Annotated in this window: 25 protein-coding genes; all 25 read right to left on the reverse strand. The window is 29.2% G+C overall.

All coding sequences use genetic code 11. The features are described 5' to 3' along the window. Nucleotides 1-311: 311 nt before the first annotated feature. Nucleotides 312-770, reverse strand: a complete 459-nt coding sequence (locus ABID14_RS03130; RefSeq protein WP_079392108.1) for a TnpV protein — start codon at nt 768-770, stop codon at nt 312-314. Nucleotides 771-1,798: 1,028 nt separating this feature from the next. After that, entirely contained in the window at nt 1,799-2,044 is a 246-nt protein-coding gene (locus ABID14_RS10120; RefSeq protein ID WP_285073005.1) for a type III toxin-antitoxin system ToxN/AbiQ family toxin, read from the reverse strand. 8 nt (nt 2,045-2,052) lie between these two features. Continuing rightward, nucleotides 2,053-2,358, reverse strand: coding sequence for a type III toxin-antitoxin system ToxN/AbiQ family toxin (locus tag ABID14_RS10125; protein WP_285084061.1), 306 nt, complete (start codon nt 2,356-2,358; stop codon nt 2,053-2,055). Nucleotides 2,359-2,636: 278 nt separating this feature from the next. After that, complete coding sequence (locus ABID14_RS03140) at nt 2,637-4,343, reverse strand: DNA topoisomerase 3 (RefSeq protein ID WP_354367070.1); 1,707 nt, start codon at nt 4,341-4,343, stop codon at nt 2,637-2,639. Between the two features lie 416 nt (nt 4,344-4,759). Next, nucleotides 4,760-5,638 (reverse strand): CD1107 family mobile element protein, encoded by an 879-nt coding sequence (locus tag ABID14_RS03145; RefSeq protein WP_230251099.1) that lies wholly within the window; start codon nt 5,636-5,638, stop codon nt 4,760-4,762. A gap of 15 nt (nt 5,639-5,653) precedes the next feature. Next, nucleotides 5,654-7,975, reverse strand: coding sequence for a leucine-rich repeat domain-containing protein (locus ABID14_RS03150; RefSeq protein WP_435529943.1), 2,322 nt, complete (start codon nt 7,973-7,975; stop codon nt 5,654-5,656). Between the two features lie 29 nt (nt 7,976-8,004). Beyond that, entirely contained in the window at nt 8,005-8,262 is a 258-nt protein-coding gene (locus ABID14_RS03155) for a hypothetical protein (protein WP_002838952.1), read from the reverse strand. 17 nt (nt 8,263-8,279) lie between these two features. Next, on the reverse strand, nt 8,280-11,243 hold the full coding sequence (locus ABID14_RS03160) for a C40 family peptidase (protein ID WP_354367075.1): 2,964 nt from the start codon (nt 11,241-11,243) through the stop codon (nt 8,280-8,282). 9 nt (nt 11,244-11,252) lie between these two features. Further along, nucleotides 11,253-12,218: a DNA-methyltransferase gene (locus ABID14_RS03165; protein WP_094202837.1), complete on the reverse strand. Its 966-nt coding sequence runs from the start codon at nt 12,216-12,218 to the stop codon at nt 11,253-11,255. Beyond that, on the reverse strand, nt 12,190-14,685 hold the full coding sequence (locus ABID14_RS03170; RefSeq protein WP_019132982.1) for a VirB4-like conjugal transfer ATPase, CD1110 family: 2,496 nt from the start codon (nt 14,683-14,685) through the stop codon (nt 12,190-12,192). Before ABID14_RS03170 ends, ABID14_RS03165 begins: the two co-directional genes overlap by 29 nt. After that, nucleotides 14,682-15,020 carry a PrgI family protein gene (locus tag ABID14_RS03175; protein ID WP_002838958.1) on the reverse strand — a complete coding sequence of 113 codons (339 nt, stop codon included), beginning with the start codon at nt 15,018-15,020 and terminating at the stop codon, nt 14,682-14,684. Before ABID14_RS03175 ends, ABID14_RS03170 begins: the two co-directional genes overlap by 4 nt. Then, nucleotides 15,020-15,277: a hypothetical protein gene (locus ABID14_RS03180; protein WP_040551284.1), complete on the reverse strand. Its 258-nt coding sequence runs from the start codon at nt 15,275-15,277 to the stop codon at nt 15,020-15,022. Before ABID14_RS03180 ends, ABID14_RS03175 begins: the two co-directional genes overlap by 1 nt. Before the next feature lie 17 nt (nt 15,278-15,294). Then, nucleotides 15,295-16,158 carry a VirB6/TrbL-like conjugal transfer protein, CD1112 family gene (locus ABID14_RS03185; protein WP_004838430.1) on the reverse strand — a complete coding sequence of 288 codons (864 nt, stop codon included), beginning with the start codon at nt 16,156-16,158 and terminating at the stop codon, nt 15,295-15,297. Between the two features lies 1 nt (nt 16,159). Continuing rightward, complete coding sequence (locus tag ABID14_RS03190) at nt 16,160-16,375, reverse strand: Maff2 family mobile element protein (RefSeq protein WP_002838961.1); 216 nt, start codon at nt 16,373-16,375, stop codon at nt 16,160-16,162. Beyond that, entirely contained in the window at nt 16,376-16,699 is a 324-nt protein-coding gene (locus tag ABID14_RS03195) for a hypothetical protein (RefSeq protein ID WP_002838912.1), read from the reverse strand. A gap of 191 nt (nt 16,700-16,890) precedes the next feature. Beyond that, on the reverse strand, nt 16,891-17,754 hold the full coding sequence (locus tag ABID14_RS03200; RefSeq protein ID WP_285073018.1) for an Abi family protein: 864 nt from the start codon (nt 17,752-17,754) through the stop codon (nt 16,891-16,893). Nucleotides 17,755-17,910: 156 nt separating this feature from the next. Further along, a complete protein-coding gene (locus ABID14_RS03205; protein WP_195444329.1) occupies nt 17,911-19,713 on the reverse strand; it encodes a VirD4-like conjugal transfer protein, CD1115 family in 1,803 nt (600 codons plus the stop codon). Nucleotides 19,714-19,757: 44 nt separating this feature from the next. Beyond that, a complete protein-coding gene (locus ABID14_RS03210; protein WP_004829710.1) occupies nt 19,758-19,964 on the reverse strand; it encodes a hypothetical protein in 207 nt (68 codons plus the stop codon). A 198-nt stretch (nt 19,965-20,162) separates the two neighbouring features. Beyond that, a complete protein-coding gene (locus ABID14_RS03215) occupies nt 20,163-20,654 on the reverse strand; it encodes a PcfB family protein (RefSeq protein WP_004837287.1) in 492 nt (163 codons plus the stop codon). A 14-nt stretch (nt 20,655-20,668) separates the two neighbouring features. After that, nucleotides 20,669-21,526 carry an ATP-binding protein gene (locus tag ABID14_RS03220; RefSeq protein ID WP_195444330.1) on the reverse strand — a complete coding sequence of 286 codons (858 nt, stop codon included), beginning with the start codon at nt 21,524-21,526 and terminating at the stop codon, nt 20,669-20,671. 14 nt (nt 21,527-21,540) lie between these two features. Beyond that, on the reverse strand, nt 21,541-22,518 hold the full coding sequence (locus ABID14_RS03225; RefSeq protein WP_040551282.1) for a replication initiator protein A: 978 nt from the start codon (nt 22,516-22,518) through the stop codon (nt 21,541-21,543). 86 nt (nt 22,519-22,604) lie between these two features. Further along, complete coding sequence (locus tag ABID14_RS03230) at nt 22,605-22,895, reverse strand: CD1845 family protein (protein WP_008901366.1); 291 nt, start codon at nt 22,893-22,895, stop codon at nt 22,605-22,607. Nucleotides 22,896-22,938: 43 nt separating this feature from the next. Next, entirely contained in the window at nt 22,939-23,178 is a 240-nt protein-coding gene (locus tag ABID14_RS03235) for a P-loop NTPase family protein (protein WP_354367081.1), read from the reverse strand. Continuing rightward, entirely contained in the window at nt 23,171-23,542 is a 372-nt protein-coding gene (locus tag ABID14_RS03240; protein ID WP_354367083.1) for a GntR family transcriptional regulator, read from the reverse strand. The genes ABID14_RS03235 and ABID14_RS03240 overlap by 8 nt, the downstream gene beginning before the upstream one ends. Nucleotides 23,543-23,779: 237 nt before the next feature. Next, nucleotides 23,780-24,913 carry a pyridoxal-phosphate-dependent aminotransferase family protein gene (locus tag ABID14_RS03245; protein WP_354367085.1) on the reverse strand — a complete coding sequence of 378 codons (1,134 nt, stop codon included), beginning with the start codon at nt 24,911-24,913 and terminating at the stop codon, nt 23,780-23,782. Between the last annotated feature and the right edge of the window lie 53 nt (nt 24,914-24,966).

The following is a 24,966-nucleotide window of genomic DNA, read 5'->3' on the forward strand; positions in this document are numbered from 1 at the left end:
CCCTTTTCTATATCTTGCCTCATCTCCATCTTTAAAAATTGCTCCTTCCTTTCCAAACCATGCAGATATCTTTCTTCCTTCAATTTCAAGACCATTGGCTCCCCTATATATTTCTTTCAAAAAGTTTGCCTGTTCTTCTAAAGATTTACCCTTAGAAAATTCTGCTATTACTGCTAATCTTCCATCTTCATGATTTCCTCCATGAATTAAAAATGTATCTATTTCTCTTTGACTTATTGGATTTGAGAAGGATATTTGCTCTCCCTGATTTTTAGCAGAAAAAAAGGAAGTAGACTCTACTTCCTCATTTTTTAGATTAAGATTATCTCCCTTTCCCCTATTTCTTGCAGGGTCATATCCATGTTCTTCTTCAATCTCAGATATTTCAGATAGTCCTCTTCTTTCAGTTCTTCTGTCAGACCCCAAGTTTCCATCATTTTGACTTCTTCCCTCGTGATAAAGTCCTCTATCTCTTTTTCCTTTGATAGAAGATGATCCATCAATGTCCCTTGCAAATACATTATCTGATAATCCTCTTCTTTGTTCTCCTTGAGAAAGTTCAATCTCATCCTTCCCCATCTGTTGAGTTTCTTTAAATCTATTTCCTTGGGAATTGCCATATTGGGTATTAGGACTTCCATGCCTTCCTCCAATTCTTCCATCTTGTATGTCCCTCCCTGTCTCTCGAAGGAATTCTCCTTGACGATTGGTGTGTAAATCCCCTCCTCCATGAGGTATTCCTTGCCTGCCAATGTTAATTTCTCTTTCATCTTCCAAGCCTCCTTTAAAATTTATTTCACCGTTTATATCAGAACTTAATTTATTATAACGCTCCTTAAGCTCTTTTGTCTGCTCCAAATCTTTTCTTTCTTGAATTTTCTCTAAAATTTCTAATCTTTTTATTTCACTTCCCAAATCAAGTAAGATATTTTTACTTATATTAGCACCTATACTTAATACTTTGTCTATGTCCGAACTTGATATTTTAGACAGTAAAGATAAGTTTTCTTCTTTTAGCTGATATGAGACCTCCATTCTCTCGCTTATGGAAATTTTTACGGATTCTTTTAACAAATTAAAAAGGTCTACCTTTTGAATGCTTTTTAAACTTTCATCAGATAGACTTTCTAAAATTTTATTGAATTTTCCTCTAACATTACTTTCTACTAAGGCATCAATTTTATCTTCTTGGCTTAATAGAAGCTTACTATCTTTTTCTTTAAACTTATCTATCAGTTCATCTAGCAAGTCTAAATGCTTTTTGCTATCATATTTCCATAACTTTACCTCAGAAATATTATGATTAATACTTACTGTTTGCCTTATGTCGAAGATATATTTTATCCTTCCACTATCTATATCTAAAAGTGGTATTCCTTTTTCGCCTCTTTTAACGCTTCTACCTATACTTTTCCAATAATCAAATTCTGCACAGGCTGTTGCTTTTGGATCCATATTGTATATAGATATTTGATGTATATATGGATACTTATAGTTATTGCCTGATACTTTTAAATATTCCTCATATTTTTTTATATCTTTCTTAAATTCTTCTTTTACAAGATAGATTGATCTGCTTAAATCTACTATATCATATCTTGGCATTTTATCCCTCCTCTTTATAGTGATAAAAATGTACTATATTTTATACCTTTATTTATTAAACTTTATTTCTTTCTATTTTTTTAATTTCTGTAAGCAAAAGATAACTTTAAAATGTCATTTACGCTATCTTTTTATTGCATTAAAAAAACGATTAGAATTTTTTTCTTTTCTAATCGCTTTAACTGCCTTTATCCTATTGCTTCCAGTCCAACATTGCTTTTTCTATCTCTGAAAAATTACAATTTGCTCTTCTTATAATTCCTGTTTTCTTTTGCTTTTGGTATATTTTTTCTACCTTTATCAAGACCTTTGTTTTTACCTTTAAACAAAAAGCATATTCTTTTTGAAATAAGTCTTTATATCTGATATCCTCAAGCTCATTAAATTCAATTCTTTCATAACAATCAGCCGGTACAGGAATCATTTTCTTAATATCCAATATAGATATTATGTGCATTTTTCTTTATCAGAATAATATTTGTAAATATCTCCATCTATAGTAATACTATTATCGATCACTTCATAAATTAAAAAATGCTCATCAGAAACATTCTTCCATTTTTTGTGTTTTTCCTTTGCAGAAGAAATTGGAATAAAATAATTATAATTTTCTATACCAACAATAATTCCAACAAATGGTTTTATACTGTTTCTATACGATGGATTATAATATACTTCTGAATCTACTTTATTTAGATATTCAAGGTAATCAGAGTTTACAGTATAAAATCCATATTTTATAACTTCTACCATTGTTTTCTCCTAAAAAAACAGAGAGGTTTTATCCTCTCTGTTTGCTTTAATGCTTCACCTTTGGGATATAGGTAGTGAGACACCTTCTTTAATGTTCCACCTTTAACGGTAGCGGGACACCATCTTTATCTGATAAGAGTATAACATATATTTATAGTTATGTCAAATCAGTAAATTTCCTAATGCCTACTCTTTTATCACTTATATTATACCCTATTTCTTTCATAAATCACTCTTTTCTTCATTCCTATAACCGTATTCAATTTTTTATAATTAATTTACTTATAATATTTACCTATAGTATTTTTTATTTCTTCTTCAATTTCTTTTAAAAAATTCTCTTTATTTTCCTTACCCTTTGCTATATCACTTAATCTCATTTCCCATTTTGCTGTTGTCTTTGGAGATTTAAACTCATCTATAACTATAGTAACTAGGTTTAATCCCTTTCTAGTTGATATTAGATTTTTCTTTTCTCTTTTTATATAACCTTTGTATATCAAATTTTCTATTATTCCCGCTCTTGTAGCAGGAGTACCAAGTCCTTTTCTCTCAACTTCAACATCCTTAACTAATTCATCATTCCCAGCTATTTCCATTGCTTTTAAGAGTGTGTCTTCAGTGAAGTGTTTAGGTGGATTTGTATACTTCTCTTTTATATCTTTATTTTCAATATATAAAAAATCTCCTATTTTTACATCAGGAAGTTGTATATCTTCTTTCTTCTTTGATTTATATTCTTCTAAATATTTTGTAAATCCTTCTTCAGCAATTATTTTATAAGTGTTTATAAATTCAAACCCGTCAAATTCAGCCACTATCTTTGTTGTATTTTCTACAAGAGGATATCCAAAACTTGCATAGAGTTTATTTGTTATAAGTCTATATACTTTGGCTTCACTTTCCGGGAGATTTGAAATATCCTTATTTAATGAACTTATCGTTGGAATTATTGCATGATGATCTGTAACTTTTTCAGAATTAAAAACTACCTTAATTCTTTCTGTGTCAAAATCATTTTTCCCTATAATATTATTTACAGTGCTTTCTATCATGTCTACTGTCAAATATCTTGAATCTGTTCGTGGATAGGTAATATACTTCTTTTCATACAGGCTTTGGGCATAATCTAGGGTTTGTTTTGCACTGTATCCAAAATACTTATTACATTCTCTTTGAAGTGTTGTTAGATCAAAGGGCAGATTAGGCTTTGTAATCTTCTCTTTTTTAATTACATCGGTTATTTCAATTTTTTCTCCGATTAAATTTTTAAGCTGCTCTGCCACTATCTTGTCATCAATTCTATCTGTCGACAGTGTAAATCCATTCATGGAAATCTCCACTGTATAATATTTTTCTTTTTTAAAACTATTTATCTCATCATCTCTATTCACAATCATTGATAAAGTTGGTGTTTGTACTCTGCCTACACTATAATTTTCATTATATAGACAGGAGTAAAGTCTACTTATGTTCATTCCAACAAGCCAATCAGCTATGGCACGAGCCTTAGCTGAATCAAAAAGATTATCATAATTACTTCCATCTTTTAAGTTGCTAAATCCTTCTTTTATGGAAGAGTCTTCCATTGAGGAAATCCAAAGACGTTTCATTTTCTTCTTACAATTTGCCATCATATATACAAGTCTAAAGATAGCTTCTCCTTCTCTACCAGCATCACAAGCATTAATAATGGTGTCAACTTCATTACTATTCATTAGTCTTTTAAGAATATTAAACTGTTTTTTAGTTGTCTTCGTTACCTCATACTTGTATTCTTTTGGGATAATAGGTAAATCTTCAATTCTCCACTTCTTATATCTTTCATCATACACATCAGGATTTGCCATTTGTACTAAATGCCCAACACACCATGAAACAATGTATTCATTCCCCTCATAATATCCATTATTTCTATTTTTTGCTCCTATAACTTTTGCTATTGATGCTGCAACACTTGGTTTTTCTGCGATTACTAATTTCATTTTTCCTCCTTTAATTTTTTAATAAAAAAATGAGAGATTAAATTTTCAATCCCTCATCTTTTTATAGCTCTACTGATTTTTTATTTTTTCTATAATATTTATTCCATTATATATTACATCTTCAAACTTTATGTCTCTAACATAAAGATTTTTCTTCGAATAAGAATTCCATCTGTATAAAAAAGCTTGATCCGTTTTTAGCATTCTCATTAAACTTATGATTTTATCTATATCAAATTCTTAATTATACAATCAATCATTTCAACTTAGCTTTACTTATATATTAAGTTTGTGCTGTCGTTTTGTTCATCGTTTTTTATTAAAGTTCCAGAATTCTAATTGTACTTTTTTTATAAATTTACACGATAATTAAGTTTATTGTTGTCCTTAATCTACTGCTTAAATCATTGAGAAGATTAAAATTCATCTTCATCTGGAATAATTTCTGTATCTTCCTTATCTTCAAGATCATAATCCTCCCCTTCAGATTCATAATCATCTTCTAATTCATTATAATCTTGCTCCTCTTCAAAACTTTCCTCTTCATTTTTTTTATAGATTTTGAAGTAATATCCTGCACCCATTACACCAACAATAATTAAACCCATAAATAAATAAAGTCCTACCCCTGATTTCTTTTCTTCTTTCTCCTCTTTCTTCGGTTTTTCCTCCACCGGTTCTTCTTTTTTCACTACTTCTTCTTTTGGCTTTACTTCACTTTCTCCTTCAATCATATTTAGTAGATCTTGTTCTCCAACTTCTGTTAGTAATTGTACATTTTCTTGATTTTCCGAATGATCTACAATGAGGTGCATAGTTTTTCCACTCTTTGTTTGAAAGGTTAAAAATTGTCTAACATCTATTGGATTTTCCTTTTTTTCATCTCTTGATGTTTGATTTTCTACTTTCGGTGTAATATCCTGTCCATTTTTATCTACATTTTCTATAACTGTTCCTCTTGCCTTATTTTCTTTTGTAGCTAATGGATTAATTGCTTTAGTATTGCCACCTTTAACAAGTTTAGATGGCTTTTCTTTTTTATCTACTTGCTCATTTTTTATGTTATTTTCTTGTATTTTCGGCACTTCCTGATAAGGAATTTTTTGACTCTCATTAGATGGTTCATATACATCTTCATCAAATAAGCTTTCTAATTCTTTACTTTTTTCTGGCAAATAAATATCATTTGACTGATTTTTTATTTCATTATCATTGCTCTTAGCTATGGATATGCTTGGCATACTTAATAGTAAAAGGAGTAGCACTAAGGCTACCCCTAATCTTTTTTTCTTCATAGTTATCTCCTTTTCTTACTTTATATTCTTAAAGACATAAACTGCCTTTCTGCTATTATCCCATTCTATACTTTGATCTTTTTCATCTCTTATATCCCCACAGCTTGCATTAAAAGCTTTAGCTATATTGGAAATAGATGCGTGAATTCTTCCATTTATAATTACAGGTTTAGTGTCAGAATGATAAATGTTTCCTTGACTATCTTTCATAACACCAGTATCTATATTTAATCTTAGAGTTTTTTTAGGTAAGGCTGTATTTTCTTTATTTGAAAAGATTGCCTCTCTCTTACTATCATCATATTCTACATTAAACCCAAGAGTATAGGATGCATATCTAACAGGTAGCATAATGCGATTATCCTTAATATATGCTTTTACATCCATATACACAGTAGTTTTCTTTCCATCTTTTATAATATTATAAAAGTTTTTGTCTACTTGAAAAACTGCAAATTCTTTTTCATCTTTAACTTGTTTTTTGTCCAATTGTTTATCTTGCTCTTTCATCTTGTTAAGATCAAATTGATTTAGAATGTTCTTGTCATCAGCTTTCAAAAGTTCATCCCACTTCTTATCTTGAGATTTCTTATCTTCTTTCTTTTCTTTGTTTTCTTTTTGGAGTTTTAGAAGTTCATCTAATTTTTTAGATAAGTCTTGATTTAGATTTTTATCTTTTTCATCTTTATTTTGTTTTTCAAGTTCTTCTTTCGATTTTTTATTTGCTTCCTCGATTAACTTCTTTGCTTCTTCAATTTTCTTATCTAATTCTTCTTTTAGCTTTTTAATTTCTTCTTCAGAAGCTTTTTGTTTTTCTTCTAACCCTTTAATCTTCTCTTCTAATTCTTTTTTCGTATTTTCAGAAGATTCTTTTAAACTATCAATAGCCTTTTGAAGCTCTTCAATTTTCTTACAACATTCTGACTTAGAATTTTCTGTTTCTTTCTTTTTAGACTCGAGGTCTTTTATCTTAGTATCTTTTTCATCAAGAGCTTTTTCTAAGTCCTTAATTCTATTATCTTTATCTTCAATTTCTTTAGTCTTCTTTGCAAGTTTCCCTTCTAAAGACTCAAGCTTTTCTTGCATTTCTTTGATTTTATTATCGTTTTTGTCGGTCTTTTCTTTTTCAGATTCTAACTCCCATTTTGTAGATGAATAATCTTCTTTTAGTTTTGCATTTTCATCTTGTAATCTTTTTAATTCATCTTTAAGCTGAGTAATTTCTGCTATTAGTTCATCATTGTTAGAATTTTTAAGTTCCTCAATTTCTTTATTCAATTGAGCAATCTTATTGTCTTTATCTCTAAGCTCTTCTTCTAACTTAGCCTTTTCTTGTTTTAGTTTCTCTCCATTATCTTTGCAAGATTCTAATTTTTCTTTTAATTCATCTATCTTTGATTGGTCTTCTTGTTTCTTATCATTTAAATCTTTGATCTGATTTTCTAAATCCTTAATGTTTTTAGTTAAATCATCAATCTTACTGTCCTTTTCATCAATATCTTGTCCTGTTAGATCTGTTTGAGTATCAATGGAATACTTATTTGGATTGTAAATTGTCATCTTTCCTTGATACATATCATTATTATAATCAAATTCAAGTTCAACACTATCTACATTCTTATCAAAGACAAACTCTCCATTTTCATAACTTAATCCATTAGGAATAGATTTAAATCCTTGATTTCCGTTGAAACCAAAATGATTTTCGTAAAACGGATTTTGTTTTGGTCTATATTCAACTTCTTGATTATGGAATACTCCCTTACTGTTAATATTTGGATTGCCTAAAACTTTTATAGTATGCAATTTATTTCTTGAAAAAGCATACTGTTCAATTGTCTTCACAGACTTCGGTATAGTTATTTCTTGGAGGTTATTTCTTTCAAAAGCATTATGTTCAATATTTACCAAAGTATCAGGTAAAGTCACTTCTCTAAGTCCACAATTGAAAAATGCTAAACCACCAAGATAAGTTAGACTATTTGATAGTTTTACCTCGTCTATACTTGCTTCGTAAAAGGCAGCATAACCTAAATGCTTAACAGAATCAGGAATAATTACTTTATCCCAATGTTTGCCACGTCCAAATTCTCTTTTATATCTAAGTTCATCGTTTGAATGACTTAAAGAATAATTTCCATTTATATATTTCGTTCCTTCAGGAAATACTAGAATATTTGTCTTCTCTTTCTTTTCTAAGCCTTTATCACTAAAGGCAATTATATTTCCCTCAGAGGAATACATAAAATCATCTTCCGTCCACTCCACCTTATCATCTGTTTTTGCATATACAGGACTTACAGCAACTATATTCACTAGACTTACAAGTAGCATCATTACAGCTAAAATCCCACTGGTTATTTTTTTCATAAATTTTCCTCACTTTCATTTGTATCTTTTCTTTTAAGTTCTTGTCTTTCTCTATTTTCTTCTTCCTTATTTTTTCTAACAATAAATAAAAATTCATCAAGAGATATTTTTCTACTTCGAAATTCCTTGATGACCTCTAAATTTTCTATTTCTTCTTGTTCCTCTGCTAATAACTGAAGTTCTATTTCAATTTCTTCTTTTTTCTTTCTTAAATTCTTCTGTTTTTCTATGTTTCTGATTAATTTTTTATTCATAGATTTTTACTCCCCCCTTATTTTGGTCTACCAAAGGAATAGAAGTGATTTTTCCAATACCTTGAGTTTATACTGGTATATTGGATAGGATCTCCTGCATGGAGCATCATTCCATTTCCGGCATATATTCCTACGTGAGAAATTGGCGTACCAGAATTATATGTGCCTTTAAAGAAAATAATATCCCCAGGTTTTGCCTCGCTTGGAGATATTGGATTACAATAATTTTTATAAATAAGCCAAGCTGTAGTTCTTGGCATTCTCTTTACACCAGACTTGGTAAATGACCAACATACAAAACCTGAACAGTCAAAGTTAGATGGTCCACTTGCTCCAAACACATATCTTTTGCCTATATGTTTTTCTGCTTCATTAAATAAGGCTTTGGCAGTTTCAGAATCAAAAGCAAGACCGGGATTTCCAAAGTTTGGATTGTCTATAATCTCTCCCAAGTTCCCATAGCTTGATCCAAAATATCCACTCATATTTCCCTGACTATCAAGTAAAGCTAAATAATGAGCCATATTTGTTTCATAGTTTGCAAATTCTTCTCTTGCTATTTCATCAATACTTTTCTTTTTTATAGTTAATGTTAGAATTCTATAGGTATATGGATTTCCTTCACTGTCATATTTTGTAATAGACTTTGAAGTATATTTTTTCTCATACATTTGATTAAATAGTTTTTTTAATTCCTTTTGTATCTCTTCAACCGACTTAATCTCTCCATATCTTGCTGTTAAATAGCTAAAAAGCTCGTGTAGATCATGACCAACAGAATCTCCTTTTATATGATATTCATCATAATTTGGATAGTTTTCTTTAATACTATCTATTTCATCTTGTAAGGCATATTCATAACTTGTAAATTCATTATTAATATCCATTAAAACTTCTTCTTTTGATAGATAGCTTGTAGCTATAACATTACTTGTTAATCCTGAAGTAAGACTGCCAACATTGCTAATTCCTTGAAATAGCATAAAAAAAAGTCCTAAAATACAAAGGGCAATTAAAATTTGCTTATATCCTTTGTTTTTTAAAACTTCCAATGTTTTCTTTCCAATATTAGCGAAAGATTTCTTTATTCTATTTACTAAACCTTCCCCGTGTTTCTTCCTAAAATCTCTCTGAAACTTCTTTTTCATAAAAAATCGATTCAATTTATTAGAGTTTTGATAAGCTTTAGTCTTCTTCAATTCTTCAAAATTTCTTTGAAAGAGGAGTTTACTTTCTTTCTTATAAATTTTTCCTTCTAAAGATTTTATTTTTCTTTGAGTTTTTAAAGGTTTTTTTCTTCTAAAATGGCTAATTTCTCTACCTACAACTTCGGTAGTTCTACTAAGCTTATAAGCAGCGTTAACGCCTGCATTATCATCTTTCCCACTATATAGATAGTTTGCCGTCATAGCACTCGCAAAAGTAATAGGTTTTTCTAAACCCGCTTTTTTTGACTTTTTCTTATCCTTAATTAACTCTTTTTCCTTTTTATTCTTTTTCTCATATAGTTTTGATATTTTATCTTCCTTTTTATAAAACTTATCTTTTTCACTTTTGTTATCTTTTTTAGAATGGAATTTAGTTTTATTTTTTGTATCTACCTTATTTTTTTCAGATACATTTTTAGAATCCTGTACTTCTTTTTTTGTCCTGGTGTATTCTTTCTTTGGATCAAAGTTGCTTTTCTTTATAGTATTATCAAAAGCGTCTTTTATTTGTCTTTTCTTTCCCTTGTTTTTATTAGAAATTCCACTATGATTTAAATCAAGTTCATCTGCTTCAAGATTCTCATTTTTTATTACGTTTTTTTCCTGTTTGAAGATTTCTTTTTTCGTGCCTATTTTTTCTTGATTCTTTTTATTTATATTATATTTATCTTTATTTTTTTCAGATTCACTTTTAAATCCTTCAGATAGGCTATCCTGTCTAAATTTCCCACTAGAAACCCTACCCATTAGCATATTTTTTTCTTCTAAATTTCTAACTTTGCCTTTGAAATATTTGCTATTTTGTTTTTTATTAGTATTCAGGTCTTGAATTATTTTTTTATCTTCTTCATTTGCCTTATATGATAGGTCTTTTCTTTTAAACTTCCCATTTAAAGATTTTAATTCTGCTTTTTCTCCTTTGTCCTTAAACTGACTTTGAGATTGGTAAAGTTTTTTAAAGGTGTTTTTTTGAAAGCTTTCTTTCCCTTTCTTACCAAGAATAGAATAACCATCCCATTTTTTTCTTTGCACATCAGAAGATGGTGAATACTTATAGTCATCTCTTGTATCCCTATAGGATACATTGCTATCACTAAAGTTAATGTCATAGCGATCTATGACACCATCATTATCTGAGTCCTGTGATAATGGATCATATGTTGAACTTACCTCTCTATTAAAATTCTTATCTTCTTTTCTAAATCTCCTTATTTTTTTCTCTTGCACGCCATTAAAACTTTCACTCTCAACGTTTTTCTTCCATTTTAAATTACTATTCCTCTTGTAATTTTTTTGGGGAGAAGTGCTACTTTTTATATTAGAGCTAGTTGAATTTGGTCTATCATTAAAATCTCCTTTAAAGTTACTTAGCCTGTATTCTGTTTCTTGCCCGTGATATTCACCATATCTACTTTCCTCATTTTCTTCCATTTTTCTATGCTGCTGTTGCGAATATTCTGGCTGATATTCATTATGATAGAAAGTTTCTGAAAATTTTTCCTCATGGTTTTTTCTTTGTCTTCTTCCTCTATTTGACTTATCTTTTTCGCTGAGTAAATCCTGACTATTTTCTTGCAAATGAGATGAATAATACTTAGAGTTTTCATCATTATTGTCTATGTTATTCCTGCTTTTTACTTTATTAATTTCTTTTTTTGAAAAATCTGATGTTCTCTCTGTACTACTGAATTTTTCATTGCTTTCTTCTTTCTTTTCTGATATAAGTTTGGTCTTTGGTACATCTCTTGGGTTTACTTTCCCTTTCTTTTTCATATATACCTCCTATTTCATATTTTTCTCTATCCTTTCTTTAGCTATTTGACAGTAGTCTTTGTTTATGTCAATTCCAATATATTCTCTGTCCATCCTAATAGCTACCATTCCAACAGTTCCTGAACCCATAAAAGGATCAAGAATTAAGCCTTTTTTAGGACATCCTGCTTTTATACAAAGTTCTACCAGTTTTGGTGGAAATACCGCATAGTGTTTTCCTTTAAACGCACTGGTGTTAATAGTCCAAATATCTCTATTGTTTCTAAACTTAGGGACATTATCTCCTATATATTCTCCATACTCTCTTGCTTCATTTATGCTCTGTCTTTTAGCTCCTGTGCCTTCTTGTAAATACTTATTATTCTTTCCTCTTGCCCTCATATATCTTTTCTTGCTTATTTCTTTTATTGGTTCTTTCATAGCGTCAAAGTCATAGAAATACTTTCTTGCTTTTGATAGTAGAAAGATATGTTCATAGGACCTTGATGGTCTATCTCTACAAGACTCAGGCATGGCATTTTCCTTATGCCAAATAATATCGCTTCGTAAATACCAACCGTCCTCTCTTAATTTTAAAGCTAGTTGCCAAGGTATCCCCATTAAGTCTTTTGCCTTGTAGCCACTGAGTTTTTCTGTAATAGACTCTTTTTGACCACTTCTTCCTTCTATGTTTTTAGGATCTTTATATTCTTTTTTGCTTCTTGTACCTGCATAAGAATCTCCAATAACTACCCAAAGTGTTCCTTCTTTTTTTAATACTCTTTTTACTTCTCTAAAGACTTCAATTAATTTATTTAAATATTCCTCCGGACTTTCTTCTCTTCCAATTTGTCCTTCTGCTTTATAATCTCTAAGTCCATAATATGGAGGAGATGTAATACAGCAATCAAATATTTTATCTGGAAATTCCTTTAGAGCAGAAATTGCATCTAAATTAATAATATAGTTAGTTTTTAACTTCTCTCTGTCTATCAATTTCTATCCCTTCCTTTAATTCTTCTGGTTTAGTTGTCATTAACTTATACAATTTTGTATCTTTAGGGAATCTATCTACAAAAGGTACTATTGTGTTTCCGTAGAATAGTAATCCCTCTCCCTCATTGGAATTTGTTACGTAGGATAACTGATAAAGAGATATATTTAACTTGTTAGCTAAAATTTCCCTATCACCACTAGCTTGATTAAGCATTAAGATAAAATCTGTGTTATCAAATATATTTTCTATTTCAGGACTGGCTAAAAGGTCCTTTACATTTTGAGTTAAACCTGTTGGAATACCTCCCCATTTTCTAAATCTCTTCCAAATTTCTATGGAATATGAGGCTGTTTGTTCTTCTCTTAAAAGCAAATGGAATTCGTCACAGTAATATCTGGTTTCCTTCTTATTTCTATTAATAGTTACTCTATTCCACACTTGATCTTGAACAATTAACATACCTATTTTTCTAAGTTGCTTTCCTAATTCCTTAATGTCATAACAAAGAATTCTATTTCCTGTATCTACATTAGTCCTATGGTTAAATACATTAAGACTACCTTTGACATAAATTTCCATTTCTACCGCTAATTTTTTCCCTACATTTTCTTCTTGTTTTAAAAGTAAATTATATAAATCTTCTAAAATTGGCATATTTTCAGGAATGGGATTGTCGAAGTAATCCTTATATAATATTGGAAGACATCTATCAATTACTGAAGTTTCTTCTGCACTTAATCCTTCCTTTCCTACTACAAGTTCAAACAGTGAAAGAATAAAGTCAGACTTTAAAGATAAGGGATTGTCTTCATCGGCATAGTCTACATTTATATCCAACGGGTTTATATAATCCTTACTTGTTGGCGATATTTTTATAACTTCTCCACCTAATGCCTTAGTTAAATTTCCATACTCACCTTCAGGATCACAGATAATGATGTCATCTTGTGTGATTAAAAAAGCATTGGTAATTTCTCTTTTAGCTGAAAAAGATTTACCGCTACCAGGCGTTCCAAGTATTAAACCGTTTGGATTCTTTAAAAGCTTTCTATCCGTCATAATGATGTTACGACTTAAAGCATTTAATCCGTAGTATAAGCTCTCTCCTTCTAAGCACAACTCTTCTGTTGTAAAAGGAATAAAGACTGCTGTAGAGCTAGTTGTAAGTCCTCTTTTTATTTCGATTTCATTTTTTCCAAGTGGCAGGGAGGAAATTAGTCCTTGTTCCTGTCTATAGTTAAGGTTTTTCAATACACAATTATGCCTACCTGCTATTGAATTTAGTTGAAAGATTATATTACTCAATTTCTTTCTACTTTTTTCCATATTTGTAAACAAAATAGTTATTACAAACATTCTCTCATTATGATTTTGAAGTTCTACCAATAGTTTCTTAGCATCATTACCATAGGTAATTAAATCGCTTGGAAGAATATCAATATCATATCCTGATCTTATAGCCTTCTTATTTTCTTCAATTTTCATTTTATCCAAGTCCGTTATTTTTCTTTTAATCATCTTTATAGCTTCTGTTTGATCAATGGAATTTATATGAAATGTTACAATCATATTTTCTTCAACCCCTAAAAATTCTGATAATAATCTATCTGATAATTCAGGTGCTAGAATTTGTAGAAAGTTTACTTCTCCAAAGTATTCTCCAATTTTAAATTGATTGTGAGATGAAAAGTTAAATGATGCTGGTACTATATAATCCTTAGTAGATAGTCCACTATATTTTAGGTCTTCAAATGAAAAAACAAAATTCTTATTTGGATTTAAGATATCGTGAATAACCTTTAACCTTTCATATCCACTTAATACATAAGCTTTTACTCCCATCTGCTTAAAGTTATTTAATATATCCATTTCCATTCTTTCAAGTCTTGTAGTTGCCTCTTTTAAATCTTGTGCTTGTAAGCTAAAGGTGATATACATATATTTAGTAAGTCCATTATTTCCTTTTTGACTCTGATTTTTTAGCATTTCCCTGTACTCTTTTCGTATTTCATTATATGAATCGTTTCTATCCGGAACATTGATGTTTTTTTCTACTTCTTCATTTTTTCCTATGCGATTAATATATGAAAGTTCTATATCAACACTTGGATCAAAATAGTTTAAAAAACTTGAAAATTCATTAAATATACTTTCCTTATCTTCTTCTGTTGAAAGCTGGTAGTTAATATCTAAAAAACGTATCATTTTATTAAATTTGTTCTTCTCAACTTGGCAAATCCCATTTCTCAACATTCTTAAATAAGGGATTGTTTCCTGAACGCTCTTTTTCTTCTTCCCACCAAAAAAGGAAAGCTTCTTTTTGGGCTTTCCTTTTTCTTTAGAAATATTTGCTTTTTTCATCTTTTTTTGACTTATACTAATGCTTTTTAAATCTTCTTTTTGTTTTTTTAAATTTCTTTTTTCTTGATTTAATTTTTTCTGTTGTTTTTTCTGTATTTGATTCATTTACTCCTTTCCTTTCTTTGTTTCTTTATATCATAAATACATTCTGTCTTGTATATCCTTATACTTGTCTGTCTTTTCTTATCTATAATATACTTTAAATATTTTTCAAAATAGATCCCGTCCTTTTCATAAAGAGTTGCAAATATTATAGGAAAAGACACACCTATCATAATTAACATAGATAGGTCATTAGGCAGCACTTTTTTTACCATTAAATATACTGGAAAGCCTATTAGACCTGCAATTGTAAATCCAATTAATTGTCTTTTTGTTAGATTTAGAGCTACCTTTGTTTTTACTTTCGTTAAGTCCTTTGGGACATTTACATAAGCCATTATTCTAAACCCTCTAAGTAAAAGCCATATATGTCTTCTCTGTTCAGATCTTCTAATGATTTTCCCATATTCACTGCTATTTCTAAGACTTTTTCATTCGTTTCTTCTCTATTATCTAAAACTTCCGATATTTTTCTTATAATCATTCTATTTTGTATTTCTCTTGTAATATATCCCCCTATTAAAAGTATTGGGAGTCCTATTGTTCCAAGTGTTTTTAGATTGATTTTTTTGTCCTTTTTTCTTCTAATTTTCATCATCTTCTCCTTTTTTATTAATGAGCATTTAAAATTGATTTTGCAATACTTCCTGATTTCATCATAGTTATACCAAGTATTAAGGTGTATCCTAGTAATTCAAAAATACTTTTGTGTATGTCTGATATATTTAAAGTCTTAACAAGTACGGCATAAATTCCTACGCATATAAGTAGGAATAAACCTTGCAAGCCAAGTGCGAAGAGCCCTCTTATATAGTTTGTTCCAATACTTCCCCATTCTTTATTGCCCATTGTGGCAAAAGGTATGGCGCAAACTGAAGTATAAATATATATTTCTATCATCCTGCCGTATAGAATAACTGTAATGAGTATTGATATCCCTTGAATTATCATCTTTACAATTGATGTCTCTAGTACTATAGTCATTAATTTTCCTATTGACTCTCCTTTTAGGCTATCTACCATATTAGCTATATCACCTGGAGAAACTTTTGCACTAGCATTTGCCACACCTGCTGCCTTTCCTATTAAATTCTGTGCCACATCAAATACTGCCATAGAAAAGTCAAAAGCATGAGATACAAGCCATACTGCTATCCACATTTTTATCATATATTTAAAAAAATCAAAGGTATCTGTGTCATGCATATTATTTTTGTTCATTACCATTTGAATTAATTCAATACATAGTACAGCCGTTATGATAAGACCTGCTATGGGAAGTATTACATTTTCTGAAATAGACTTTATGAAGTGAAAAACCTCCGAGTTCCATCCACTCGGAGTCTTTCCTACCTCATTTGCTATCGTTGATACTTTGTCATTTATATCAAGGAGCATTCCGCTTAAATTTTCCTTGATCATATCAATAAGTATCTCCGAAAAAAACTCTTTGATCTTATCTACTATATTAAACATTTTATTTTAACACGTTTGCTAATAGCGGTATTAGTTTTAAACCTATGAGTACAATTCCCCCTCCAGCCATAAGCTGCTTAATACCTTGAGATTTAGCACCAGGGTTGTCATTCCCATAACCTTCCATCAGGTTGATAACACCCCATGCTCCAAGCCCTGCACCAATTGCTGTAACTAATATTTTTAATACATTTACTGCTTGTGTAAAAAATTCCATTTATATTTCCTCCTCTTTTTCTTCTTTTTCAATTTTATTTATGTGCTTTACTATAAAATTTTTAAATGTCTTGTCTTCTTTTTTTGTTTCCTTAAAATATCCAAAAATATGGATGTATTCTCCACTTTTAAATTCCTTCACACTTTTTGCCTTTTCTCCGTAGAGATTACAGTAGATATATTCTTTTTTAACCTTTCCTTCTTCTTTGTTCTTTCTAACTATTGTGAAGTTAGCTACTTCTTTTTCTCCTTCCTTTGTATCTATTGCAGTTGTTTTTATTTCTCCTACTAGATTTCCATTAATATTTAGCATTTCTCTTTCCATTTGTTCTATCTCCTTTATTCCATAAAAAAAGCGATAGTTTTCTCTATCGCTTCTACTTCTAATTCATTAATATTTCATTTTTCTCTGTATCTTATTTTTTCGGCTCATCTCGTATATATTTCATTCTTCCTCCTTTGGGCATAAAAAAACACCGAAATGTTTTTTTTCGGTGTAAATTTCTCTATTTAATTTTATGGTTTTAGTAATTCTTTCCAGTTTTCTATAAAGCCAACATGCCTTAGTTCAATATTTTCATATCTTGCTATTAGTTCCGTTAAATCATGATAAAATTTTTTGTAATTTTCTTCTTCAGAAACTATTTTAAGATTTACTAATGTAGCAAATATTGTGTTGTTTGAAATATTCTTTTTTAAATATTCTTTATATAGCTTTGGTGATTTTGTAAGCTTTGCTCCATATAGCCTGCCATAATGGGCACATATATTTCTTATATAGGCAAAATTTTCTATCCAAGATTCAAAGTAATGGTAGTCTGTATGAAAGACTTTTGCAATTTTACTTTTATCTTCATTTTTCATATTTTTATACATTTTAGATAAAGTTCCAAAACTTGCTACTTCTATCACTGCATATAGCGGAATTTCTCCACCTTCATAATTGTCTTTAAAGTTTTTTATAAATGGTGAGCGTCTATTTCTTTTAACTTCCCTTGTTAATTCTTCTAGTACCCTTTCTTGTTCCTTTTGTTTCTCAAAATTATTCATATCTTTATATGAAAAGTTCCCATATTTTAAAGAAAAATAGTTTGTGATAACTGCTCTTAAAGAAACTTCAATATGTTCTATTGTTCCAAATATGAGTTGTCTAAGTTCTCTATCAAATTTATATAAACTTACAATATCTTCAAAACTCATTCCTGATATATATCTTCCATCTTTTTTTAATGTGATACTATAAGCTTTAATCAGCCTGTAATAGGATATTCTTCCAAGAATTTTCTCAGCATAAGTTTTATCTTCTACTAAAAGTCCTAAGTCTATTAAGTTTTTTACTTGATTTTCTATACTAATCGGTTCTTGATGAATTTTTTTCATTTTTTCTCCTAAAATCAAATGACCCGACTTGGTCCGCATTGTTAAGAGGCGTGTCGGGTACTGTTGGCATTATTATATGTTATAAAATATTTTTTGTCAAGTATTTTCTTTTAATCTTTCCTAAATAGCTATCTTACTTCTTATTTAATTTTAAATTTATTCATCTAATATTTCAACTACCATACTCTCTTTTAACTTAACCTCATCTTTTCTCTGTAGGTATTTCTCTATGTCAAATATATTTCTCTTATCATAATCTTCCAATAACTTGTAATTCTTATGCTTTGTAATATCAAATTTATAAGATAAGAAAGGTCTTACTCCTCTTAGTTGGTATATACACTTACCACCATCCATTACAGTTATTTCATCTTGACTCATAAGTTCCTTACCGGTTTTTTGATAATTTAAACCAAAGCTCTTTTGATTTGATCTTGTTTCTGATGTGTTATATAGGTCTATGGTTTCTTTGCCTAGGCTTTCAGATAATTCTTTTAATGTTGTTCTTTCTTTGCCTCCTAAAAATAATGTAGAATCACAATTGCCAACTATGGTATCTGCATTATCTTTATAGATACTTTTTAGTTGTGATTGTGCTTGTAATATTATACAAGCTGATATTTCTCTACTTCTAATAGTTGCTATCAGCTTTTCAAATTTAGGAATTAAGCCGATATTTGCGAATTCATCAAGTAGGCATCTCACATGAACAGGAAGTCTTCCGCCATATTCATCATCTGCTTTATCACATAATAGATTAAATAATTGTGAGTACATTATTGATACTACAAAGTTAAATGTATCATCTGTATCCGATATTATTACGAATAAAGCTGTTTTCTTTTCTCCAAGTGTATCAAGTTCCAGTTCATCTTCTTTCATTAAGTCCCTAAGTTCCTGAATATCAAATGGAGCAAGCCTTGCTCCACAGGATATAAGGATTGATTTGGCAGTTTTTCCTGCTGCAAGTTTGTATTTCTTATATTGTTTTACTGCGAAATGGTTTGGCTTTTCTTTTTCTAATGCTTCAAACATATAGTCTACTGCATTTTTAAAATTTTCATCTTCTTCTCTTACTTCACTTGCATCTATCATAGCAAGTAGAGTTGTAAAGTTCTGTTCTTCTTTAGGAGCTTCATACCAGATATATCCTATAAGTGCTGTGTAATAGAGTTTTTCAGCTTTCACCCAAAAATCCTCAGTTGATTTTTCTCCTTCTCCCTTGGTATTTGCGATTATTGTTTGTACTAATTTCAAAATATCTTTTTCACTTTTCAAGTATGCAAATGGATTATATCTCATGGATTTTTTAAAGTTTATTGTGTTTAGTATTTTTATCTCATATCCATTTCTTTCCAACATTTTCCCACATTCTAGGACTAATGTTCCTTTTGGATCGGTCACTACATATGAAGAGTGCATTTGCATGAGATTTGGCTTTACAAAGAACCTTGTTTTACCACTACCAGAACCTCCAATTACCAATACATTTTTATTCCTAGCATATTTTGGATTTTTAGGTCTATTGTTCATGGTAAGTCTTTCAGTTTGAGTTAGTAGCACATTGTTTTCAAACTTCTTGTCAATGTATGGCTCAATATCTTTTTCATTTCCCCATCTTGCCGATCCATATTCTCTGCCCTCTCTAAACTTTTTTGCTTTTTTCTTTTTCTGTATAAGGATTAACTTAATAACTACTGATAGAATTAGACCAGGTATCAGGTTTTTTATTTTTAATGATGGAATATAGTTTAAAGTATCTATTTGACTAAAAGCTACTATAATTCTATCTATTATATCTCCTCCTATATAAGAGTTGACATGGCTTGCAAAGATATTTCCTATATAAAAAAATAAGAGGTAAGGAAGATTTTCTAATACAAATTTCTTCTTATCTCTTATCTTAAAAACATTTTTTATATCTTTTATTATTTCATTTAGTATTTTCGAATTAATCACTTCCTCTCCATAAAAAAGAGTAGATTTCTCTACCCATTAGTATTTTATTTATCTTTTTTATATCTTATTACTGGAACTTGTTTTATTTTTTTACCTATCTTTTTTCTTTCCAAGACAAACATCATATTTTCATTTCTTTTAAAATATCCTAGATCTTTATGATAGCTTATACCACACTTGCAATGTAATAGACCTATAAACTGTTGCTTCATCTTTGAGTTACATATGGGACATATTCTTTTATGTGTCATTTTAAACCACCATTATACTTATATTTTACTTTCAAAGGTATTTTTTTAGTTTCTTTCCTAATGCTTCTGCTCTCATTTTTTATCTATAGATAAGAGAAATTCTTCTACTGGATGAATCCCATCTTCTTTTTCATAGTATTCAACAATAAAACTATTCATACCTTCTCATCATATATATTATATATCCAAGTGCTTTTATTATAAACTTTGTTCCTGATGTTTATGTTTAACCTTATCTCTGTCAATAGTATCTTTGACTTTATCCTTGAAGTTATTAAGCCTTTCTATTAAAGATTTTCTTTTTCTTGACTTATCTTTAGTAAATTTCTGGACTGTCTTTTTAAAAGCTTGTTCCATTACTTTTATATCTTTTGCTTGAAAAAAGATAATGTTGTTTCCATTTTCTAAATCTTTCTTTATGGAAAATTTAACCCCATATCTTTTTAATTCTTTTTTCAATGCTTTTAAGTCTATGTCATTTAATTCTAAGGTTTCTACTTTACCTTTTTTTACAAGGTCTTTTACTTTTACTTTTTTAAATTTTTCTAAGGGTCTTGAATGTTCTGTCTGCGCTTTATGTTTATTTATTTCTAATATTTTCTTCATCAAATTTATAACTTGCTTGGCTGTAACTATCCCCGCTTTTTTTACTATGGCTATTGTTCTGCTATTTATATCATCATTTTGCATTCACTCACCTACTTTCATTCTTTTTTTAATATTTCATAGGCTAATTTTGATTTCTCCTTCATTTTTTCTATTCTTCTATTTTCTCCTGTAAATATAATGGGACTGCATATTTCAAGTATCCTTGAGTAAATTCTTTTATCTTTTATAGTTTCAGGATTAGTTAAAGCTGATATATTTAAGTTTGTTGTTATAATTAGAGGTTTCCAACTTCTATATCTACTATCTATTATGTTAAAGATATGCTCAGCTGCAAAATCAGTATCTCTTTCCATTCCAAAATCATCAATAATTAATAGTTTCTTATGATTTAGGTTATCTATATACTTACTCTTATCAATCTCAAAGTTAGTCATATCATTTAAAATTACTGAAAAATTTGTCATTTTGACTGATATTTCTTTTTCTAGTAAAGCATTTGCTATAGCACTTGCAAGATATGTTTTTCCACATCCCACATTCCCTGTGAGAATTAATCCTATATTATTTTCATATATTTCATCAAATTTTTCCACATAGTTTTTTGCTACTTTTTCATGCTCACTATCTTTGTCCATATTTTTAAAATTCCAATTTAATAAGATAGGATCAGAAAAACACTCTTTTTTTAAGTGTTCAATTTTTAAAAGCCTTTTATTTTCTTTTCTTTTTTCTTCCTCTAATTTTTGTCTTTCTTTTTTACATTGACATAAAATACCAACTTTTTTTATTTCTCCAAAGAAGTCTATTTCTTTTTCAATTGGTGTTTTACATTTTGCACAATATTTTAATCCTGTTTCTTGATCTATATAACTCCTATTTTCTTCATCATTTGATGGACTATTTGTTTCTGCATTTTTTATTTTCTGTTCTAGGATTTCTTTTATTAATTCCATATACTCATCTCCTATCAAGTATTTAAAATTTCTCTCCAGATATCCTCATCATTACTATAGTCATAATTTTCTCTTTTCTGATCTTCTCTCTTTATGACTTCTATGTTTCTAATATTTTCATCTGCATTGTATAAGAGAGTCAGTAGATAAGCATTAATGTTTCTAATATCCTTTGGAGCATTTTCTCTTAGGTATTTCAAAACATAGTCTATGTGTTTATAGTTAAGACTTAGAAATCTTTCTTTAAAATTTTCATTGGATATATGCCTCCCTCCTATTTTAATGTTTGTAAAGCTAGTTAAGGCTTTTACAAGTACATTTATCATTACATCTACTTGCTTCTTTTCTTCTATTCTTACTTTTTCAAAGGTTTCATAAGATATATTCTTTTTTATAGTTTCTTTTAATTCTTCCTCCTCCAAAGTTTTTTTTGATTTTTCTCCTAGCTTTTCTAAGGGGGATATGGGGGTGGTATTATTAAAATCAGTATTATTAGTTTCAGTATTATTAATATTAGTATTATTAGAGTCCTCTTTTGAAACTTCTTGAGGTTTGTTTTCTAAACTTCCTGAAGTTTGTTTTTTAAACTTCTTGAGGTTTGCTTTTGAAACTTCTGTAGTTTTATTATTTTCTGTGTAAATAAAGTTCTTTACATAGAGTAAATTTGGTTTTCCAAGTCCTAACCTCTTTTTTTCTAATAATCCTATTTCTTCAATTTCTTTCATTACTTTAACCGACTTATTTCTCCCCCAGTTTAATACTTCCATAATTTCTTCTATGGTATAGATGATGTATACCTTGTTTTCTTCATCTAACCATTTATTCTTAATTGACAAGCTCATTCTATCGAGTAGAATTCCATAAAGAATTTTTGCTTCTACAGATAGTTTTTTAAAATTTAAGTCGGTAAATAAAGTTTTGGGAATCCTAAAAAATGAATATTGTTCTGCTTCATTGCCATAATAGTATTCAAATTTAACTATTTCTTTCATCATAGCCCCCTTTCTTTTCATATAAAAAGAGATAGCTTTGATTTTGCTATCTCTTTTTCATCGTTTTAATCTATTTATTTTTATATTTAAATTGCTTTTATTCTTTCATTCACTCCTTCTATCACTTCTATAATAAAATATCCTAGCACTGGTAAACCATAAGGACTGAAAAGATATGCTAGTATAATTGCCTCTATAGCAAGTGCTTTTTCTCCATGATAAACAGATCCCAAAAATCCCATAATAGCAATAAATGAAATCAGTTTAAAAAATATTGTGCTGAGTCCTAATACAAACGTTAAAAATAGAGTGATGATACTTAACGCTATACTAATAGGAAACAATATGATTTTAAAAAAAACTCTAAATATTATCATATTCTCTTCAATCCTTATTACTTATGTTTTCTTTTCTTTTTTGTTAATTTAATAAAAAAGATGACAGACTTAATCCTAAATCGTCTTGTTTAAAAGTTTTGTGGAAGCCTTTAAACTTTGATTTTAATGGATTTATTGTATCTGTCATCATTATATCACTGTCCCCTGTACCATTTTCTCCTACCAATCCGACAATTTGACCAGATTCAAGACTCAAGTTTAAATTGTCTAATACTTTATGTTTGTAACTCATATTGAGATTATTTATTTCTAATCTATTCATTAGTCTCCCCCTCTTTCCAATAATTTTTTAACATATTAATAGAATCTTCCTTTTTAATTTCAAGTTGATTTGCCACATCAATCAAGCCATCACAAGCTTTATAAAAAGCTGAATTAGCAAGTTTTTTTATTAAAACTTCATCATCAGTAACAAATCTGCCTGCCGTTCTATTTGATCGTGCCAATCCTTCACGCTCAAGTTCCTGCAAGGCCCTTTGGACAGTATTGGGATTTACACCATAAGACTGGGCTAGATTTCTAACTGTGTCTATTTTTTGTCCCGCCTTCCACTCATTACCTGAAATTTTAATTTTAAAATCTTCTAATAATTGAATGTAAATAGGCCTACTATTGTCAAAATCCATATAGCACCTCCAATTTATAATGTTGTAACATTGTGTTGTTGTATTACTTCCTTAGTACAATCATATTATATATTAACTTTTTATAATTATCAAGACCTTTTTTAATTTTAAAAAATAAATTTCTTTCCTTAAAATTAATGTTTTTAATAAAAAAAGAGGGTTTAGAATAATTGCTCTAAATAATGCTTCATTCTAATTCCCTCTTACAAAAATAAATATATAATTCTTATTATTAAACTAAAATTCTTTTAAGTATTTTTTAAACTCTTCCAAAAGAGATTTTTTAGTCACTATACCAAGCTCATCAAAAACTTCATCAAGCTTTTCAAATAGTTCTATAAAATTATCATATGAAATATTATTTCCCATATGCCCTATTCTGAAAATTTTATTTGTCAGTTCACCTGCTCCTTTGGATATAATTATTCCTTTGTTTTTAAGAGCGTCAAATATTTCGCTACTTGTGTGATTTTCAGGACAAATCACAGCGGTAACTGTATTTGAATACGAATCTTTGGGATACAAAGAAAACCCCGCACTAACAAAGGCATTACGAGTTGCATGTGCATATTGACTGTGCTCTCTTACAAAATCTTTTGATAATAATATATCCAATGCTTCATCTAATGCATAAACCAAATTTTCGTTCATAGTATATGGAAATGCAAAACCCGAACTCGTATCATATTTATAATAATTTTCAAAATTCATATAGTAACTAGAAACGGGAGTTTTCCTATCTGCAATAGCTATCTTAGCTTCTTTTGAAATTGTTATAAGTGTCAAGCCAGTTGGTGCTGAAATACATTTTTGCGAACCACCAAGTGCAATATCTACATTGTATTCATCAAAGTTAAATTCTTCACCACCCATGCCTGATACTGTATCCACAATAGTGAGTATATTATATTTTTTTAACAAATTACATATACCTTTTATATCATTTGTTATTCCAGAAGGTGTTTCACAATGAACCATAGTAGCTACTTTAAATTCATTATCATTTTTTAGAAAATTTTCTAGTTTCTTTACGTCAATTCCTCTTCTAAAGTCATCTTTATACATGACAACTTCCCCACCACAATATTTTACAAAATCTGCAAAACCTTCACCAAATATTCCATTATAAATAACAAGCACTCTATCTCCCTTTTCTACTAGATTTAAAACAGCAGCTTCAAGCCCAAGCATAGCTTCTCCGAGCATAGCGAATGAAGTAGCTTCTGTATTTAATAATGTTGAAATCTTTTTTTCCATATTTCTATGAAAAATTTCATATTGTATATCTAAGTCGGGATTAGTGAGTGACTCTCCCATTCTACTTAAAACTCTTTTATCAATTGAAGTTGGACCTGCACATAATAATTTCATAATTTGCTCCTTTTGAAATTTAAAAAAGGTGAATTATCCGTAGACAATTCACC

Origin of the sequence: Peptoniphilus olsenii (genome assembly GCF_040545475.1) — a bacterium.
In the GTDB taxonomy this organism is placed as follows: domain Bacteria; phylum Bacillota; class Clostridia; order Tissierellales; family Peptoniphilaceae; genus Peptoniphilus_A; species Peptoniphilus_A olsenii.

Coding starts and splice junctions, on each gene's coding strand:
- ABID14_RS03130 (WP_079392108.1), bottom strand. CDS start 770: ATGAAAGAGAAATTAACATTGGCAGGCAAGGAATACCTCATGGAGGAG.
- ABID14_RS10125 (WP_285084061.1), bottom strand. CDS start 2,358: ATGGTAGAAGTTATAAAATATGGATTTTATACTGTAAACTCTGATTAC.
- ABID14_RS03140 (WP_354367070.1), bottom strand. CDS start 4,343: ATGAAATTAGTAATCGCAGAAAAACCAAGTGTTGCAGCATCAATAGCA.
- ABID14_RS03145 (WP_230251099.1), bottom strand. CDS start 5,638: ATGAAGAAAAAAAGATTAGGGGTAGCCTTAGTGCTACTCCTTTTACTA.
- ABID14_RS03150 (WP_435529943.1), bottom strand. CDS start 7,975: ATGATGCTACTTGTAAGTCTAGTGAATATAGTTGCTGTAAGTCCTGTA.
- ABID14_RS03155 (WP_002838952.1), bottom strand. CDS start 8,262: ATGAATAAAAAATTAATCAGAAACATAGAAAAACAGAAGAATTTAAGA.
- ABID14_RS03160 (WP_354367075.1), bottom strand. CDS start 11,243: ATGAAAAAGAAAGGGAAAGTAAACCCAAGAGATGTACCAAAGACCAAA.
- ABID14_RS03170 (WP_019132982.1), bottom strand. CDS start 14,685: ATGAATCAAATACAGAAAAAACAACAGAAAAAATTAAATCAAGAAAAA.
- ABID14_RS03175 (WP_002838958.1), bottom strand. CDS start 15,020: ATGGCTTATGTAAATGTCCCAAAGGACTTAACGAAAGTAAAAACAAAG.
- ABID14_RS03180 (WP_040551284.1), bottom strand. CDS start 15,277: ATGAAAATTAGAAGAAAAAAGGACAAAAAAATCAATCTAAAAACACTT.
- ABID14_RS03185 (WP_004838430.1), bottom strand. CDS start 16,158: ATGTTTAATATAGTAGATAAGATCAAAGAGTTTTTTTCGGAGATACTT.
- ABID14_RS03190 (WP_002838961.1), bottom strand. CDS start 16,375: ATGGAATTTTTTACACAAGCAGTAAATGTATTAAAAATATTAGTTACA.
- ABID14_RS03195 (WP_002838912.1), bottom strand. CDS start 16,699: ATGGAAAGAGAAATGCTAAATATTAATGGAAATCTAGTAGGAGAAATA.
- ABID14_RS03200 (WP_285073018.1), bottom strand. CDS start 17,754: ATGAAAAAAATTCATCAAGAACCGATTAGTATAGAAAATCAAGTAAAA.
- ABID14_RS03210 (WP_004829710.1), bottom strand. CDS start 19,964: ATGACACATAAAAGAATATGTCCCATATGTAACTCAAAGATGAAGCAA.
- ABID14_RS03215 (WP_004837287.1), bottom strand. CDS start 20,654: ATGCAAAATGATGATATAAATAGCAGAACAATAGCCATAGTAAAAAAA.
- ABID14_RS03220 (WP_195444330.1), bottom strand. CDS start 21,526: ATGGAATTAATAAAAGAAATCCTAGAACAGAAAATAAAAAATGCAGAA.
- ABID14_RS03225 (WP_040551282.1), bottom strand. CDS start 22,518: ATGAAAGAAATAGTTAAATTTGAATACTATTATGGCAATGAAGCAGAA.
- ABID14_RS03230 (WP_008901366.1), bottom strand. CDS start 22,895: ATGATAATATTTAGAGTTTTTTTTAAAATCATATTGTTTCCTATTAGT.
- ABID14_RS03235 (WP_354367081.1), bottom strand. CDS start 23,178: ATGAATAGATTAGAAATAAATAATCTCAATATGAGTTACAAACATAAA.
- ABID14_RS03240 (WP_354367083.1), bottom strand. CDS start 23,542: ATGGATTTTGACAATAGTAGGCCTATTTACATTCAATTATTAGAAGAT.
- ABID14_RS03245 (WP_354367085.1), bottom strand. CDS start 24,913: ATGAAATTATTATGTGCAGGTCCAACTTCAATTGATAAAAGAGTTTTA.